The following is a 17,621-nucleotide window of genomic DNA, read 5'->3' as shown; positions in this document are numbered from 1 at the left end:
GTTGGCTCCTAGTTTAAGTTACAGGCTTCAAGGCCTGATAAACGCATGCGAACATCAAGCTCTGGCAATGCGCGAGGTTTTACCCCTTCAAGCCCTTTGGCAAACGCACGAATATGCGCAGGCGTTGTGCCGCAGCAACCACCAACAATATTTATAAAGCCCGATTTGCCCCAGTCTATAATCTCTTTCGCCATGTCCTCTGCTTCTAGGTCGTACTCACCAAATTCGTTAGGTAAACCTGCATTTGGGTGTACTGAGGTAAATGTTTCGCATACGCGCGAAAGCTCTTCTACGTATTGGCGAAGTAAATCTGGCCCTAGGGCGCAGTTAAGGCCTATAGAAAGCGGCTTAATATGGCGAATAGAGTTATAAAATGCTTCGGTGGTTTGCCCCGAAAGCGTACGCCCAGAGGCATCGGTAATTGTGCCCGAGATCATTACAGGTAATGTGCGCCCTGCTTGCTCAAACGCTTCTTCTACTGCGAATGAGGCCGCTTTTGCATTTAGCGTGTCGAAAATGGTTTCGATAAGTATTAAATCAGCGCCGCCTTCCATTAATGCAAGAGTAGACTCAACATAGGCAGTAACCAGCTTATCAAAGGTAATATTGCGATAACCAGGGTCGTTTACATCTGGCGAAATTGAGCAGGTTTTAGAGGTTGGCCCTAACACACCGGCTACATAGCGTGGTTTTTCTGGGTTTTTAGCGGTGAACTCGTCACATATTGCGCGTGCGAGTTTGGCCGACTCTAAGTTTACCTCACGGCTTATGCTTGCCATGTCGTAATCTTCCATCGAAATGGTGGTTGAGTTAAAGGTATTGGTTTCAATAATGTCTGCACCGGCGGCTAAAAAGCTGCGGTGTATATCGGTTATTAACTCAGGTTTTGTAAGGCTTAATAAATCGTTATTGCCTTTAATTAGTACGTGCCAGTCTTTAAAGCGCTCGCCTCGGTAGTCTTCTTCTTCAAGCTTGTGAGTTTGGATCATGGTGCCCATGGCGCCATCTAAAATTAAAATACGCTCTTTTAATGCTGCGCTTAATTCGCTGTGTTTATTATTGTTTTGCACGTTATTCGGCATAGTTGTTAGTCCTCACATCTTGGCTAACTAAATTAATATCATAAGGGGTCGTTTGGTACACGTAGTAATTTAACCAGTTCGAAAACAGCAAAAAAGCATGGCTTTGCCACGTTTTTGACGGCTTTTTGCTTGCATCGTTATCTGGAAAATAGTTTTCGGGTTTTGGCGCATCAGGGCTTTTTTGTAAATCGCGCTCGTACTCTGCTTTTAATGTGTCGGCATCGTATTCTGGGTGGCCGGTTATAAACACTTGGCTGCCCGACTTATTTTTCATTAAGTAAGCGCCTACTTTTTCAGAGCCTGCCAGCACGACTATATCGTCGCAGGCATTTATTTTATTTATATCTATGTGGCCATAACGTGAGTGCGGCACTAAAAAGGTGTCGTCGAAGCCACGAGTAAGTGCCCCGTGATCAAAGTAACACTGGTGAGTAAACACACCACAAAGTTTATCTTCTTTTAAATCGCGTTTTAAATTGTAACGATGGTACAACGCGGCATGCGCCGCCCAGCACGAAAACAGCGTAGAGGTAACGTGCTGCTCTGCCCAATCAATAATCACTTTTAGCTCATCCCAGTACGCAACATCGTCGTATTCAAGGTGTGCAAGTGGCGCGCCGGTAACAATTAACGCATCGTAGTTATTGTCTTTCACTTCTGAAAAATAACGGTAAAAGGTATCTAGGTGCTCTTCTGAGTTGCTACTGCTGCGGTGCGTATCTAGGCGCAATAGCTCTACATTTACTTGCAAAGGCGAATTTGCAAGCAAACGAATAAACTGCACTTCGGTTTCTACTTTATTAGGCATTAAATTTAAAATAGCCAAACGCATAGGACGAATTTCTTGCGTTTTTGCGCGACTTTTTGGCATTACAAACACGTTTTCTTCACGTAAACGGGCAATAGCCGGTAGCTCGTCTTTCACTGTAATTGGCATATTTTTTACTCCTACTCATAAAAACCGAGAATTTATACGCTCTCATTATGAACAGTATGCTAAAAATATCAACCTCTAGATGTATAGATGTCTAAATGAAATTTATTCATGATTTTATACTTTATCAACCTGCAGCCATTAGCGCTTTAAAACCCGCCATTCGTTGACTGTTTCACCCGTGAGCCACTACAATACAACATTGAAATTTTTATTATTATTTGAAGGCTTTCCTCCATGGTTTTACCTGATAAGTTTATATTCTCGATGAGTCGAGTATCTAAAGTTGTGCCACCTAAGCGCACAATTTTAAAAGATATTTCGTTGCACTTTTTCCCTGGCGCTAAAATTGGTGTGCTAGGTTTAAATGGTGCTGGTAAATCTACATTACTTCGCATTATGGCCGGTGTTGACCAAGACTTTGAAGGTGAAGCCCGCCCTCAACCTGGCACTAAAATTGGTTACTTACCGCAAGAGCCTGTGCTGGATGAAAGCAAAACAGTACGCGAAATAGTTGAAGAAGCTGTTGGCGAAGTAAAGCATGCCCTTAACCGCCTTGACGAAGTGTACAACGAGTACGCAATGGAAGACGCTGACTTTGACGCCCTAGCAAAAGAGCAAGGCGAGCTTGAAGCAATCATTCAAGCGCACGATGGTCACAACATCGATAACGTTTTAGAACGCGCTGCTGATGCACTTCGTTTACCTGAGTGGGATGCTAAAATTGAGCACCTTTCAGGTGGTGAGCGCCGCCGTGTTGCTATTTGTCGTTTATTACTCGAAAAACCAGATATGCTTATTCTCGATGAGCCTACTAACCACTTAGATGCTGAGTCGGTTGCTTGGCTTGAGCGCTTCTTACATGATTACGAAGGCACTGTTGTGGCGGTAACGCATGACCGTTACTTCCTTGATAATGTAGCTGGCTGGATACTAGAGCTTGACCGTGGTGAAGGTATTCCGTGGGAAGGTAACTACTCTTCTTGGCTTGAGCAAAAAGATGCGCGCTTACAACAAGAGCAAAAATCTGAAAAAGCACGTCAAAAATCAATTGCTCAAGAGCTTGAGTGGGTACGTTCAAACCCTAAAGGTCGTCAAGCTAAGTCTAAAGCGCGTATGGCGCAGTTTAGCGAGCTACAGCAGTCTGATTACCAAAAGCGTAACGAAACTAACGAGCTATTTATTCCACCTGGTCCGCGTTTAGGTGACCAAGTGCTTGAAGTTAATAACTTACGTAAGAGTTTTGGCGATCGCGTATTAATCGACGATTTAAGCTTTAGTATGCCAAAAGGCGCGATTGTGGGCATTATCGGTGCCAATGGCGCGGGTAAATCAACCCTATTTAAAATGCTAAGCGGCGAAGAGCAACCAGATAGCGGCAGCATTAGCGTAGGTGAAACTGTAGAGCTTGCAACGGTTGATCAGTTCCGTGGCAACATGGACGAAAGCAAAACTGTATTCCAAGAAATATCTGACGGGCAAGACGTGCTAAAAATTGGTAACTTTGAGTTCCCAAGCCGTGCATACGTTAGCCGCTTTAACTTTAAAGGTAACGATCAGCAAAAGTTTGTAAAAGACTTATCAGGTGGTGAGCGCAACCGTTTACACCTTGCTAAGCTTTTAAAAGCGGGTGGTAACGTAGTACTACTGGATGAGCCAACCAATGACCTTGATGTTGAAACACTTCGCGCCCTTGAGAACGCTATTTTAGAGTTCCCAGGCTGTGTAATGTGTATATCGCATGACCGTTGGTTCCTCGACCGTATTGCAACACATATTTTAGATTACCGCGACGAAGGCCAAATTAACTTCTTTGATGGTAACTACACTGAATACGAAGAGTGGCTTAAAAAGACCTTAGGCGCAGAAGCTGCACAACCTAAGCGTATTAAGTATAAAAAAATTGGTTAATTGTTAACTGATATAACAAACCCTGCATTTATGCGGGGTTTTTTTATGCCATTTTTTATCGCTATGGGCTATTTCCCGCTATGCTTGATTTAAATATTACAATAAAGGCAACTCGTTTTATGGAAAATCGACGTCAGTTCTCGCGTATTCTTTTTTCAACCGCGGCCCAATTAGAATTTGCAGGAGAGAGCTACCCATGCAAATTACTCGATGTATCTTTACATGGCGCACTCATTACTAAATGCGCGGCGTTTAGTGGCACAAAAAATAGCGAAGCCACCTTGCGCTTTACCTTGCCACAAAGCGATATAGAAATAAAAATGGAGGTGTTTATTTGCCACATAGAAGATCAACACATCGGCCTTAATTGCCACCATATAGATATAAACAGCATTACCTATTTAAAACGGTTAGTTGAACTTAATTTAGCCGATGAAAAATTACTTCATCGCGAGCTTGCCTCATTGATTGAATAGCGGCAATAGACTCCCTTAGCTAAGTTTATTACCATAGCGCAAACTTTATTATTGATACGGTTATGCGCCTAAACCCTCACTTACCTTTGGTCTATCACAGTAATTATTCGTTTAGCTTTGACCCTAAGCACCGATTTGTAATGAGTAAATTTGCTCATTTATATGAGCAGGTTAAAGGTTTAGGCATTGCAGGTAATAATTTAGTAGAGCCTATTTTGGGCTCCCCTGAACCACTTGAACTGGTACACTGCGAAAACTACATTCACGATTTATGGCATAACCGTCTAGACGAAAAAGCCATGCGCCGCATTGGCTTACCTTGGTCGCAACCGCTAATGAACCGTACATTCACCGCCCCACAAGGCACGTTACAAACTGCACGCTTAGCATTAAAGCATGGCTTAGCCTGTCATTTAGCAGGCGGTACACACCATGCACACACTGATTTTGGCTCAGGTTTTTGTATGGTGAACGACTTAGCCTTTACCGCGCAAACATTAATACAACGCGGTGAAGTGACCAACGTGCTCATTTTTGATTTAGACGTACACCAAGGCGATGGCACAGCTGCAATGCTTGCGCATCAGCCGTATGCGTATACATGCTCTATACACTGCGAAAAAAACTTCCCGTTTAGAAAATCCCCCAGCGATTTAGACATAGGCCTTGCTAACAATATGCAAGACGCAGAATACTTAGGCATTGTGGATGATACGCTGCAGTTTTTACTAAAAGAGCTCAACCCCGATTTAGTCCTATACGATGCGGGTGTAGATATTTGGCAAGACGATGGCTTAGGCAAACTAGATATAAGCTGGGACGGTATTAAACAGCGTGACCATTTAGTGTTTAAGCGCTGCCTTGAACATAACACCGCTATTGCCAGTGTTATTGGTGGCGGCTACGACAGAGACCATACGCGTTTAGCGCAGCGCCATGCAATAGTGATTGAGCAGGCTGCTGGTTTTTAACAGAAGTATTAACCTGTGCGCTTTATACTTTTAACTGGCTTGGGGTTAGCCCTGTCCAACGTTTAAATGCCCGCCTAAAGTTAGGAATATCGTAAAATGCCAAACGCTCAGCAACATGCTCATTGCACTTAGCGCGCAAGGTAAGTAAATAAATGGCTTTATGTTTATTTTGCTCATCTACTAAGCTCGAAAAGCGCATATTATGGCATTTTAGTTTTCGTTTAAACGTGGCTGGGCTCATGGCAAAATACTGGGCGGTTTGCTCTAAACTTGCCTCGTTATAAGTGTGTAGATAGCGCCAAACAGCCTCTATAAAGGTGTATTTTTCGTGTGATTTTACAGCCAATTGAGCGCGTGCTTGCATAAAGCGTAATTCGCTGGCGTACGGGTTAGCTTGGCGAAGCAATGTTTTGCTAATTACCCAACGAGTCGTTGGCTGCTCAAAACGTAGCTTTAAACCTAAATGTTGCTCGTACTGATGAATATGACGCGGTCGCTTAAAGCTAAAGTCGAACTCACATTGCGGATAGTGCGGGCTTAAACGCTTTAATAAACTATAAAACGCGGCACTGTAAATTTCTAAAATGTAGTTATGTAGGTCGTCATCAAGCCCTGTAGCAGCATTTAAAAAAATATAAAATTGCTGATTACTTACATAGTGCTGACTAAAAAACAAAGGGCAAAGCTGTAAACGCGCTCGCTGTATTTGTAACAGTGCCGCCCCTAGTTTAGCGCTGAACAATACACTTTGTGCTGCGCTACTTGAATCGTTAACTAATTGACTACCTAGTAAAAAACCGCTGTCGGGGGTGTTCATTAGGCGTTTAAATTGACTTAGTAATTTAACTTGCTGCTCTAAACTAAAGCAATGCTCAACGCTGAGTAAATCTTGTTCAAAAATCCCGGTGCCGCGTAACAACTTATGTAAGGCAACCCCCCTACTTTGCGCAAGCTCTACAACGGCAGTTATAAGCCCCTGTGCAGTTAAATACTTGTCACTTAAGCTAACATAACTGTTCACTGCTGGTGGCTCTTTGTTGTTTTTGTAGTTGTAGGCCGCTGTGCAATTGTTGCATTAGAATGTGAGCTGTATCACTTTTTTGCGCTTGTATGATGTGGGTAGTTACACACTGAAACTTAGCAAGCCCAGAGCCTTCTACTTTAAAAGCACAATGTTTTAATGCGGCTGTTATTTGCCTAAGAAGCTCTTGGCCTTGCTGCTTTGATGTGGCTGGCATTAGCACCATAAAACAGTCTCCCGCATAACGACATACCACATCGCTTAACCGACAGTTCATTAGTATAAGCTCGCTTATTTCGCGTAGCAGTCGATCCCCTTCGCTAAAACCAAACTCATTATTAAAACTAGCGAAGTCGCGTATATCAATAGCGGCTAATAAAACTGGCTGCGGCGCCTTAAGCTGCGTGTTTAAAACGCTTTGTAAGTATTCGGCTGTATAAACGCCGGTAACGGGGCATACTTTGTCGTGTTCACGTAAATGTGCTTCACGGCGCCTTAGCTGTTTATTTAAAACATATTGTTCTTGGTGCCAATGGTATAAACCTAAACTGGTTAGTAGCATCCCAACGGGGGCTGGCAGTGACTCTATCCAGCTTAGCCACTGCTGCGCAGGTTGCATTAACCATTCATCGAGCAAATCGAGCGTGGCCGAGAACATAAATAAACCAAGCCCAAGCACCAAATAACGAGTAACTTTACCCGGCGGGCGCGAAATAAGTAAGGCAACAATCCAAGTTAGGGTCATAATCACTATGCCGCCCTCACCAATAATATCGAGCCATTGTATGTGTTGCAGCTCTTTGAGCTCCCCTAAATAGGCACATAAAAATATGGCTAATAACGCCATAGCTATAATACTGTTTGTTAAAAGCCGATGGCTAATAAAGGGATTAAATCGCATAGTTTGTCTTATTTAAATTGCGTATGTATTTATGCTACCCGAAGTGCATTTTTTGTAGCAGGGTCATATTAGCTCAATGATGTGACAGCTAAATGATATGCACTTACTTATAACCTGCACATAGCCCATTAACGCTATATTGCTTGGGAGTGCGATTAGCTCACACGCCAAGGTAAAGCTTTTAAAACCTTAATAACCTGCTGATCTAAATAGGGTGTTGTCACATTTGCGTCATTTAATTTAATTAGTTTGCTTTCAAACCAAGCAGCAACAGGAGCAAATTACATGGCACACTTTAAACTTAAAGCACTGGTAACAGCGCTATCACTTTGCAATTTAGCAGTACATGCAGCACAAGAAGAACACACAACTGATGTAAAAATATCTGAAGAGTTAGTAGTTTATGGCGAAATAGGTTATCGCAACCGCTCACAAGAACTAGCCCCAACGCTTGAATACTCTCAAGAATACTTTCAGCGTTTTGAACCACTAACAGCAGGTGATGCACTAAAGCGTGTACCGAGTGTGACGTTTTTATCAGATGTGCTTGAGTCTGACGGCGCACGTATGCGCGGTTTGAGCCCTGCTTACACAAAAGTACTGATCAATGGCGAAGAAGTTCCAGGCGCTGGTGCTGATCGCTCATTTTTTGTTGACCGTATTCCTGCCGAATTAATCGAGCGTGTAGAAATAATTCGTTCATCAAGTGCCAACCGCTCTGCCGATGCAATTGCGGGCACCCTTAACATTGTACTTCGAGATGGCTACAGCTTAGACGGCGGTTATATTCGCGCAGGAGGATTACGCTATGATGATGGTGAACTAAAAGAAAGCTTTGCGGGCGTTTACGGTACTGAGTTTGCAGGTGGACGTTTACTACTAGGCGCTAATTTTCAAGGTCGTTATAACCCAAAACAAAAATCAAGCATACGTTATGGTGATAGCCCTGAAAATAACCCTAATTATGCAACTGATGATTTTGATAACCGTGAAGATCAATCTGATACTCGTGATGGCGATGACACATCATTAAATGCCAGCTTTGAAAAGGTATTTGATAACGGCGGTAAATTTGATATTAGCGCAATGTGGGTTGATACAGACCGTACCGAAGACGAGCGTTCTTTTGAATATGACGACGCGACGGCCACGTCTAACTCTGTGGTTGAAGGCGGTAACTTGCTTTCAGACAACGCAAATGTTTCCTACATTGACCAAACCAACTACAACATAAACTCAGGTTATGAATTACCGTTATTAGGCGGTACCAGCAAGTTTAAAGTAGGCTATGCCAGCTTTGAAGAGTCAGTTTACGAGCAAGAAGTTGAGCTTGATACATCTGAGCTCCCAATGGTTTTTGAGGAAGCAGAAGAAACTGTTGAGATTGACGATAAAGAATGGTCATTACAATGGCAACATAGCTTACTGCTAGGTGACTCAAAAGAAGTTCAGTTTGGTGCTTTTGTTCAAGGAAAAGAGCGCGACACAGCAATTTTTGAAGCTGAAGATGAAAGTGAGCAAACACTTACTGGCTGGGATCAATTTAGCCAGACGCCAATGTCATTAGCGCAATTTAACAATGAATTTGAAGCAGTAGACGGAGGCGTTAATACGCTTGAAGAAGACCGTTTTGACTTATTTGCATTAATCAAACACGAAGCTGATGTGTTCTCATGGGAGATGGGTGTGCGCTGGGAGTCAACTGACTCAAACATTACCGATACCAATGAAGGCGTTACTGCAAAAAATGACTATGACTTTTTCTTACCTTCAGCTCACTTTCGTTACAGTGTAAGTGATAACGGCCGAGTCAGCGCCTCTGTTGCTCGTAGCTTACGCCGCCCAGATTTTGATTACATGACACCGGCTCTTCTTGAAGAAGAACTCGCTGATAATGACTTTTTAGGTAACCCAAACCTCAAGCCAGAATCTTCTTGGGGTATCGATTTAGGTTACGAATACCGTTTAGGTAAAAGTGGCGTTGTCGGTGTAAACGTATTTTACCGTGACGTAAACGACCTAATTGAAATTGCCAGCACAGGTGTTGAAGGCTCAGAAGGCGAAGGTACATTTGTACTGCAACCACAAAATACTGGCGATGGCACAGTACAAGGTATTGAGTTTGATTTATCAACGCCACTGAGCGCAATCAACATGCCAAATACTGGTATTTTCTTAAACTACTCTTGGCTTGACAGTGAAGTTGAAGACAGTTTTGGCAAACGTAAATTTAACGACCAATCAGATTATGTTTATAACATTGGCTTTATCCAAGATTTACAAATACTGCGTGCATCATTTGGCGCAACTTACCGTAACCAAGGTGATGCATACGGACGCTTTGTAGGGGAAGAAGTAACAACCTCTTACGGTGCTGATTTAGAGCTTTTCGTTGAAAAGCGCTGGGATGATGTAACACTTCGCCTAGTGGGTTCAAACTTACTTGATGCCAGTAAAGATGAAGTTTTTAACAAATTTGACTCACTTGATGACCAAAACAATCGTGACTTTGATGAGTACGAGCTTGAATCTGAAGAAGCAGGCCCAGTCATTCAAGTAATGTTGCGCTACGCATTTTAATAGCAGGCATCATCATATTAGGCACGTAATCGCTTGCTATTACGTGCCTTTTGGAGTTAGAACATGTTTAAATTGTCTTTCATAATGGCCGCCCTACTAAGCTCATCAGCACTCAGTGCTGACGAGTCTGTTATTTATAAAGATGAGCTTTATCAACAGCAAAAAATAGCTAAGTTAAATACGCTACCTGATAGCCTTAACTTTATTGTAATTGGTGATTGGGGACACAACGGCCACTTTTATCAAAAAGAAGTGGCTCACCAATTAGAAATAGCCATGTACCAAACTGATGCTGACTTTATCGTCTCAACTGGCGATAACTTTTACCCAAATGGTGTGGCAAGCGTCAACGACCCTTTATGGCAATCAGCCTTTGAGAACATATACCATGGCCCGCATACTTTTGAAGACTGGTATGTTGTGTTAGGTAATCACGATTACTTGGGTAACGCCCAAGCACAAATTGACTACACAGAAAAAAGCCAGCGTTGGCAGTTACCTGCAAGGTACTACAGTAAAACATTTGCGCTTGAAAACAACGAGCAAGTGTTAATGGTTTTTTTAGATACCAACCCAATTCAGCCTGAATATAAAGGCCGTGATAAATACCGTTCTACCCAAGGGCAAGGCTATAAAACCCAGCTTACTTGGCTTGAAACCCAACTTGCCGGCAGTAGAGCAAAGTGGAAAATTGTGGTAGGCCACCACCCGCTTTATTCAAGTGGTAAACGCTTTGGCCGTAACCAAGGGCTTCGCGACATTTTAGAACCTATTTTGGAGCGTCATAACGTGCAAGCTTATATCGCTGGGCACGAGCACGACTTGCAATACAACCAACCAAAAAATAGCAAAGTGGCTCACTTTATCTCTGGTGGAGGCAGTGAAGCACGGTTTGTAAAACAACGTGAATTTACCCGCTACGCAGAAGCAACACCTGGTTTTTTAAGTGTATCTATCAATGGCGAAACACTCAGTGTAAGTGCGATTAATCACCTTGGTGAAGTACGTTTTAGCACTGAAAAGCACATAGATAAGTAAAGGATAAAATAATGAACTTTAAATTAAATACCATTTCAACAGTGCTCTCAAGTGCACTTCTGGTTACAGCTCTTAGCGGCTGCACAAGTAATGAGGAACCTAGCAGCCAAAGCAACGCAGCTATGGTAAAAGCAGCAATAGCTGTGGAAAAATTTGGCCCTCAACAAAATATGCAAGGCTCACAGGCAGCAGCGCTGGGTAATAACCAATGGTTGATTGCCAGCGAAAGCCAGGGCTTATTAGTGGCAGATAAAGACCAAAGCAGTGTGTTATTGGCCGGAAACTTTGAGTCAATTTCACTAAAACAATTATCAGCGCAGCAATTTTTACTCTCAAGCATTGATAAAAGCCAAGACAACGTCGCCATCTTTAAGCTTGAAAAAAATGGTCAAACTTGGCAGATAAATGAACTCTCTCGTATTACCCCTCCTCAAGCTCAGCCTGATGCCGTGTGTTTATTTAAAAACACTGATAACAAGACTGTCTCAGCATTTGTGCCGGATGTTCGAGGCTTGATCAGCGAAACCATTATTTATGATTTAGCCACTAAACAAGCTAAAAATATTGCAGTACGTGAGTTCTCTGCAGTCACTGAGGCTTCAGGCTGTGCTGTTAATGATGAAACTAAAACTTTGTATGTGGGCGAAGCAGAGCTAGGTGTGTGGGCCATTAATGCTGATGCGGAATCAGATGCCAATAAACAACCTGTGGCTTTAGTGCAACCTTACGGTGAATTAAAAGCTGAAATCGGGGCATTATCAGTATCACAAGATGGTACTTTATGGCTTACTGCCACTGATGGCAATATGATCTATGCTTACCACGAAAATACTGAAAAACTAAGTCAGTGGTCACTTTCTGGCGATCACACCATTGAATCTGTTGCAGCGAGTTTGCTCAATAACAATCAAGCGCAGCTAGTTTTAATTGATGATGAAACAGGTGCCTACATTCAAGCAAATGTTAACTACACTGCGCAAACAGTTACTTCACAAAACCAAGTCGCGATGACTCACCTTCATGCCAGCACACAAACAACGCCAGTTGCAGCATTTGGCGATGCAGCAGATGACCCGGCAATTTGGATAAATGAACAAGACGCTAAAAGCAGCTTAATTTTAGGCACAGACAAACGCCGCGGCTTAATGGTTTATGATCTTGCTGGCAACAAAATACAATCACTTAATGTAGGGCGTTTAAATAATGTTGATGTACGCCAGCATCAGGATATAAACAACGAAACCCAGACTTGGATCACAGCCAGCAACCGCACGCTTAACAGTATTAGCGTGTTTACTGTCGATAGCGCGAACAAAGTAAACCATGTAACAGAAGTAGCCACAAACCTGCTTGAGATTTACGGTATGTGTATGTATTCGTCTGAATCTGGTCAATACATATTTGTTAATGATAAATCAGGTTTATTCCAGCAATATAAACTCACCGGTGAGCAAAGTAACTTAAGCGGTGAACTGGTTAGAGAGTTTACCCTACCAAGCCAGCCTGAAGGCTGTAGTGCTGATGATAAGCGCGGCCAATTATTTGCAGGTGAAGAAGATGCAGGCATTTGGTATATCGGTGCTGAGCCAACCTCTGGCAACAAAGCGGTCATGCTACAAGGTATAAATGAGCAACTTGTGGCAGATGTTGAAGGCATGGAAATCTATCATGCTGATGATAAGCGCTATTTAGTAGTATCAAGCCAAGGCGATAATAGCTATGTGCTTTATAAAATATCAGATAATACACAGCCTAGCCTAAGCTTTGCAGGTAAATTTAATGTGATTGCTAATCTAGATAAAGGCATTGACGGCGCAGGTGAAACAGACGGCTTAACCGTTACAGCTAAAGCTTTACCAGGCTATCCTGAAGGCATGCTTATAGTGCAAGACGGCTACAACCGTATGCCACTACAACCACAAAATTTTAAAATTATTGACTGGCGTGAAGTAAAAAAAGCGATTAAGTAAAACCTACCATATTTAAACGTAATAAGGCTCTTACGAGCCTTTTTACTATGTGTATTTAAAATAAACCTAGTAAATTTAGAGTTATTAAAGCTATATACTACACTTTAAGCTCATAAATTAATTGAGATTATTATGCGTTTACTTCTTACATTGTTGCTCATTACTATAAGCGGATACGCTTTTGCTGAGGAAGAGGCAGCAGAATTGCCACCACTCAACCCCAAATACAAGGCTGAGCATGCAATAGCACTGGTGAATAAAGGTTCAGGGATTTATGCGTTTAACTTACCCGGCTATAAATTACCTCACGATGTACAAGTGGTGTATAGGATTAAAAACCCCGATGTGGCTTTTTTAGATGTTGTGCGCAACGCAGAGCTTATAACGCTAAAGCCCAAACCTTTTAATATTCAACGCTTAATGCGCGGTGAAGAAATAACCATTACCGCAGATGTGTACGAGGGCAATTACAAAAAAGCAGGTAGCCTAATTTACACAAACAGAACAATAGAATTGAGTAAACAGCTATATGCTCGCCAATTAAAAGATTTAGCTAAACCTAGCCAGTGGCAAGAATACGACATGATAGACCTAGGTAGCACAGAGCGTATTTACATACATAAAATTAGCCAAGCACCTAGTTTCAGCCACTTAATTTTTGTAGATTTAGTAAATGCCTGTATGCAAAAATTTAGAACCTCAACCCTCCTTCCTAGCCAGAATGAGTTAACGTATAAATTTATAAACTGCGGCACCCTAAAACCTTTATTTTACGAAGCAGAAAGTTTAAAAAAATAGTTTCAAACATGAAAAAAGGCCCTTTCGAGCCTTTGGATTAACTTTGGAAATATAAAGCTTTAAAAAATTATATCAGTGTAAGCAGTTGTGGCGCTGCGCTGTGGTAGTCAACGGCCATAGCAATACTGAGTGCTGTAATATTTATAATAGAAAAAGCAAACACTTGGCGTGCCCAGCTCGTTAAATTAACATTACGGCGATAGCCACGCAGTGCCATAAGTAACCACCAAAAACTGGTAATACACGCCACTGCCATAAAGGCGGCGCCAGTGTAGCCACTTATTGGTAATAGCATGACGACTAAAGCGTACACAGCAATATAAAGTACAATATGGCGCTTCGCTTTATCAATACCTTGCGCTACGGGTAATACGGGAATACCTGCGGCTTGGTAATCTTTAAAACGAAAAATAGCAATGGCATATGAATGTGGCATTTGCCACAGACTAAACATAACTAATAATATTAATGCACCTATATCGAACTGCCCGGTTACAGCGCAGTAACCTACAACAGGAGGCACTGCGCCAGAAAGGCTACCTACAAACGTGCCATAAACTGAGTTGCGCTTCATGTAAAGGCTATAAACCCCAACATAAATGATATAGCCAAACGCTGCAAAAAATACCGCGGCTTGTGTGGTGTAAGCAATGAGTAAACCAAAACCTACAACCCCCAATAAAACCCCGTGACTTAGTGCAGCAAAGGCCGACATTTCGCCTGTTACTGTAACCCGCGTACGAGTACGTGCCATGGCTACATCTATGTCCCTATCAATTACATTGTTGATAGCACAGCCCGATGCAACCACAAGTGACAAGCCAATAAGCGTAACAACCATTAGCCATGGGTCTATATCCCCGCGCGAGGCAAGTAAAAAACCGCCTGCAACGCTGATAAGGTTGCCCATAATAATGCCTGGCTTAGTCACTGATAAATAACGACGAAACATCTTCAACTCCTAGTACATCATCATTGCGTTAGATTCGTAAATTATCCAAACCGATAACCCAACAACCATGACGATAATTAGGGCACTGAATAAAAATGAGAAGGTACTTGCACGGCCATCTTCTGTCGTAAAATTAAGGTGTAAAAAGTATTTTAAGTGCACCCAAATTTGTACAATAGCTAAAGTAACAATGCTCCAAAGCGTAGTTACTTTTGAAAAGTCGCCTTCCATTACCATGTAAAACGGTATCGCGGTTAAAATTATGGATAGCACAAAGCCTATTAAGTACGTTTTAACACTGCCATGAGACTCATCATGGTGCTCGTTTTGCATTTGCTTTAACGCGTGCGCTTCGCTGTGGCTCATTACATTGCTCCCATTAAATAAACAACGGTAAATACACAAATCCAAACAATGTCTAAGAAGTGCCAAAATAGGCTTAGGCAGCTTAAGCGTGTCACTGTTTGTTTACCTAAGCCACGTTTAGCCACTTCTATCATCATAATACTCATCCAAATTAGACCCGCAGTTACGTGTAAACCATGTAAGCCTACTAACGAGAAGAATGAGGTTAAAAAGGCACTTTGTTGTGGACCATTGCCATGCACAATTAGGTGGTGAAATTCGTAAATTTCCATGCCTATAAACACAGCACCTAAACAAAAGGTAATAAACAACCAGGTGAGTGTTAGTGCCTTTTTTTGCCCTTGTGCGGCAATCATGGCAAAGCCAAAAGTAATACTACTAATGAGTAGCGCCGCTGTTTCTACAGCAACAAAGTCGAGTTCAAAAATGTCTTTACCTGATACACCACCGGCTGTGTTCATAAACAGCACGGCGTAAGTGGCAAAAAACGAGGCAAATAATAGACAATCGGTCATTAGGTATAACCAAAAGCCAAAGATTGTATCGCCAGAGGTATCGTGATGCTCATGTGCATGAGCATCGTGCGAAACTGAGTCTAAATGGGTAGTTTCTACATTCGCAGATAGTGTACTCACGCGCTTAGCTCCTTATTTCCACTAGAATTATACGCAGCTTCAATACGTGCGATTTCATCAGGTTGTATATAGTAATCAACATCGCTGGTGTAACAACGCTTGATAAATAAGGCAATTGCGCCAACAAAACCAACGGCAGCTAACCACCAGATATGCCAGATCATGGCAAAGCTAAATACAGTTAAGCTTGCTGCAATTAACACCCCAGATGCTGTGTTTTTAGGCATATGAATTGGGCTGTAGCTTGCTTTTGTTTGATACGCTTGGCCTTTTTCTTTCGCTTCGGTCCAGGCATCAATGTCATCAACGTGAGGAATAGTGGCAAAGTTATACACTTGTGGAGGTGAGCTAGTTGCCCATTCTAGTGTATGGCCGTTCCACGGATCGCCGGTTGTATCGTCAAGTGCTTCGCGGTCTCTAAAGCTAACAAAGAGCTGCACGACTTGGAAAATAATACCAAACATAATAATGACAGCACCGCCTGCTGCAATGTATAACCACATGTTCCAATCTGGGTTATTAGTGTGATTTAAGCGACGTGTCATACCTAAGAAACCAAGTACATACAACGGCATAAACGCCACGAAGAAACCAACTATCCAACACCAAAAAGACGCTTTACCCCATTTTTCGCTAAGCTTAAAGCCCATTGCTTTAGGGAACCAAAATACAAAACCTGCAAGGTAGCCAAATACAGCGCCACCAATAATTGTGTTATGGAAATGCGCAATTAAGAATAAACTGTTATGCAACACGTAATCGGCACCCGGAATAGCCAGTAGTACGCCGGTCATACCGCCTACTGTAAAGGTAACCATAAAGCCTAATGTCCAAAGTACAGGAACGCTGATACGTAAACGGCCGCGGTAAATGGTAAACAACCAGTTGAATAGCTTAACGCCAGTAGGGACGGCAATAACCATGGTCATTACCCCAAAGAACGCATTAACGTTGGCGCTCGACCCCATGGTGAAAAAGTGGTGTAGCCAAACAATAAAACCTAAAATAGAGATTGCACCGCTGGCATACACCATCGATTTGTAACCAAATAAACGTTTACCGGCAAAGGTTGAGATAATTTCAGAAAATATACCAAAAGCAGGCAGTACTAAAATATAAACCTCAGGGTGACCCCACGCCCAAAACAGGTTGATGTACATCATGGCGTTGCCGCCCGCTGCATTGGTAAAAAAGTGAAAATCAAGGTAACGGTCAAGCGTTAGCATGCCCAGCACAGCAGTTAAAATAGGGAAAGATGCTGCAATTAAGATATTTGCCCATGTACATGCCCATGTAAAAATTGGCATTTTCATTAGGGTCATACCTGGGGCACGCATTTTAAACACAGTCGCTAAAAAGTTTACTGCAGTTAAAAGCGTACCGAGTCCGGAAATTTGCAAGGCCCAAATATAATAATCAACCCCCACCCCAGGGCTAAAGGTCAGCTCCGAAAGCGGCGGATACGCCACCCAACCTGTTTTTGCAAACTCACCAAATACAAGCGACAAGTTAATTAAAATGGCACCGCTGGCAGTAAACCAAAAACTTAAGTTATTTAAAAATGGAAAAGCGACATCGCGTGCGCCAATTTGCAGTGGCAATACAATGTTCATTAGGCCAATCATAAATGGCATAGCCATAAATATGATCATGATAACGCCGTGCGCTGTAAATATTTGGTCGTAATGCTCAGGAGGCAAATAACCAGGTGCACCACTAGTAGCAAGTGCTAACTGCGCACGCATCATAATGGCATCAGAAAAACCACGAAACAGCATTATTAATGCTAAAAAGATGTACATTACGCCTAAGCGTTTATGATCAACAGAGGTGATCCAGTCGTGCCAAAGCACGCCCCACTTTTTATATTTAGTAATAAGCCCGGCAATAATAAGCCCGGCAATCGCTATCACCGTCATGGTAACCATTATAATTGGCTCATGAAACGGAATTGCGTCGAGTGAAAGTTTACCTAAAAACGACATT

Annotated in this window: 15 protein-coding genes; 7 read left to right on the top strand and 8 right to left on the bottom strand. The window is 42.4% G+C overall.

Annotated elements, in window-relative coordinates; translation table 11 throughout:
- Positions 1–8 precede the first annotated feature (8 nt).
- Positions 9–1,082, bottom strand: coding sequence for a homocysteine S-methyltransferase family protein (locus OIZ54_RS11090; RefSeq protein WP_248451664.1), 1,074 nt, complete (start codon positions 1,080–1,082; stop codon positions 9–11).
- Entirely contained in the window at positions 1,072–2,019 is a 948-nt protein-coding gene (gene metA, locus OIZ54_RS11085; RefSeq protein ID WP_004587433.1) for a homoserine O-acetyltransferase MetA, read from the bottom strand. The genes OIZ54_RS11090 and metA overlap by 11 nt, the downstream gene beginning before the upstream one ends.
- A 234-nt stretch (positions 2,020–2,253) precedes the next feature.
- On the opposite strand from metA, the gene ettA reads away from it, so the two are divergent.
- The 3 genes from ettA (at position 2,254) to OIZ54_RS11070 (ending at position 5,374) form a co-directional block, all read left to right on the top strand.
- Positions 2,254–3,927: an energy-dependent translational throttle protein EttA gene (gene ettA / locus OIZ54_RS11080; protein WP_029773845.1), complete on the top strand. Its 1,674-nt coding sequence runs from the start codon at positions 2,254–2,256 to the stop codon at positions 3,925–3,927.
- Between the two features lie 119 nt (positions 3,928–4,046).
- Positions 4,047–4,403 (top strand): PilZ domain-containing protein, encoded by a 357-nt coding sequence (locus OIZ54_RS11075; protein ID WP_096042578.1) that lies wholly within the window; start codon positions 4,047–4,049, stop codon positions 4,401–4,403.
- A gap of 62 nt (positions 4,404–4,465) precedes the next feature.
- On the top strand, positions 4,466–5,374 hold the full coding sequence (locus tag OIZ54_RS11070) for a histone deacetylase (protein WP_264390410.1): 909 nt from the start codon (positions 4,466–4,468) through the stop codon (positions 5,372–5,374).
- 22 nt (positions 5,375–5,396) lie between these two features.
- On the opposite strand, the gene OIZ54_RS11065 is transcribed toward OIZ54_RS11070, so the two are convergent.
- Positions 5,397–6,395 (bottom strand): helix-turn-helix domain-containing protein, encoded by a 999-nt coding sequence (locus OIZ54_RS11065; protein WP_024034286.1) that lies wholly within the window; start codon positions 6,393–6,395, stop codon positions 5,397–5,399.
- Positions 6,379–7,296: a GGDEF domain-containing protein gene (locus OIZ54_RS11060; RefSeq protein WP_264390409.1), complete on the bottom strand. Its 918-nt coding sequence runs from the start codon at positions 7,294–7,296 to the stop codon at positions 6,379–6,381. Before OIZ54_RS11060 ends, OIZ54_RS11065 begins: the two co-directional genes overlap by 17 nt.
- A gap of 285 nt (positions 7,297–7,581) precedes the next feature.
- Between OIZ54_RS11060 and OIZ54_RS11055 the strand changes: the two genes are divergently transcribed.
- The 4 genes from OIZ54_RS11055 to OIZ54_RS11040 all read left to right on the top strand — a co-directional run bounded on the left by OIZ54_RS11055 (position 7,582) and on the right by OIZ54_RS11040 (position 13,682).
- The gene (locus OIZ54_RS11055; RefSeq protein WP_264390408.1) at positions 7,582–9,876 is read left to right on the top strand and encodes a TonB-dependent receptor plug domain-containing protein; all 2,295 of its coding nucleotides are present in this window, start codon (positions 7,582–7,584) and stop codon (positions 9,874–9,876) included.
- A gap of 63 nt (positions 9,877–9,939) precedes the next feature.
- Positions 9,940–10,914: a metallophosphoesterase gene (locus tag OIZ54_RS11050; protein WP_264390407.1), complete on the top strand. Its 975-nt coding sequence runs from the start codon at positions 9,940–9,942 to the stop codon at positions 10,912–10,914.
- 11 nt (positions 10,915–10,925) lie between these two features.
- Positions 10,926–12,884 (top strand): phytase, encoded by a 1,959-nt coding sequence (locus tag OIZ54_RS11045; RefSeq protein WP_264390406.1) that lies wholly within the window; start codon positions 10,926–10,928, stop codon positions 12,882–12,884.
- A gap of 132 nt (positions 12,885–13,016) precedes the next feature.
- On the top strand, positions 13,017–13,682 hold the full coding sequence (locus OIZ54_RS11040) for a hypothetical protein (protein WP_264390405.1): 666 nt from the start codon (positions 13,017–13,019) through the stop codon (positions 13,680–13,682).
- Between the two features lie 67 nt (positions 13,683–13,749).
- On the opposite strand, the gene cyoE is transcribed toward OIZ54_RS11040, so the two are convergent.
- The 4 genes from cyoE to cyoB are packed head-to-tail and all read right to left on the bottom strand — an operon-like array spanning position 13,750 to position 17,620.
- Complete coding sequence (gene cyoE, locus OIZ54_RS11035) at positions 13,750–14,634, bottom strand: heme o synthase (protein WP_064386876.1); 885 nt, start codon at positions 14,632–14,634, stop codon at positions 13,750–13,752.
- A 9-nt stretch (positions 14,635–14,643) separates the two neighbouring features.
- A complete protein-coding gene (gene cyoD / locus OIZ54_RS11030; RefSeq protein ID WP_004587444.1) occupies positions 14,644–15,000 on the bottom strand; it encodes a cytochrome o ubiquinol oxidase subunit IV in 357 nt (118 codons plus the stop codon).
- Positions 15,000–15,635, bottom strand: coding sequence for a cytochrome o ubiquinol oxidase subunit III (gene cyoC / locus OIZ54_RS11025; protein WP_264390404.1), 636 nt, complete (start codon positions 15,633–15,635; stop codon positions 15,000–15,002). Before cyoC ends, cyoD begins: the two co-directional genes overlap by 1 nt.
- A complete protein-coding gene (gene cyoB, locus OIZ54_RS11020; protein WP_004587446.1) occupies positions 15,632–17,620 on the bottom strand; it encodes a cytochrome o ubiquinol oxidase subunit I in 1,989 nt (662 codons plus the stop codon). Before cyoB ends, cyoC begins: the two co-directional genes overlap by 4 nt.
- Between the last annotated feature and the right edge of the window lies 1 nt (position 17,621).

This window comes from Pseudoalteromonas sp. A3 (genome assembly GCF_025942345.1).
Taxonomy (GTDB): Bacteria; Pseudomonadota; Gammaproteobacteria; order Enterobacterales; family Alteromonadaceae; genus Pseudoalteromonas; species Pseudoalteromonas atlantica.
This window is presented reverse-complemented; position numbering and strand designations above follow the sequence as displayed.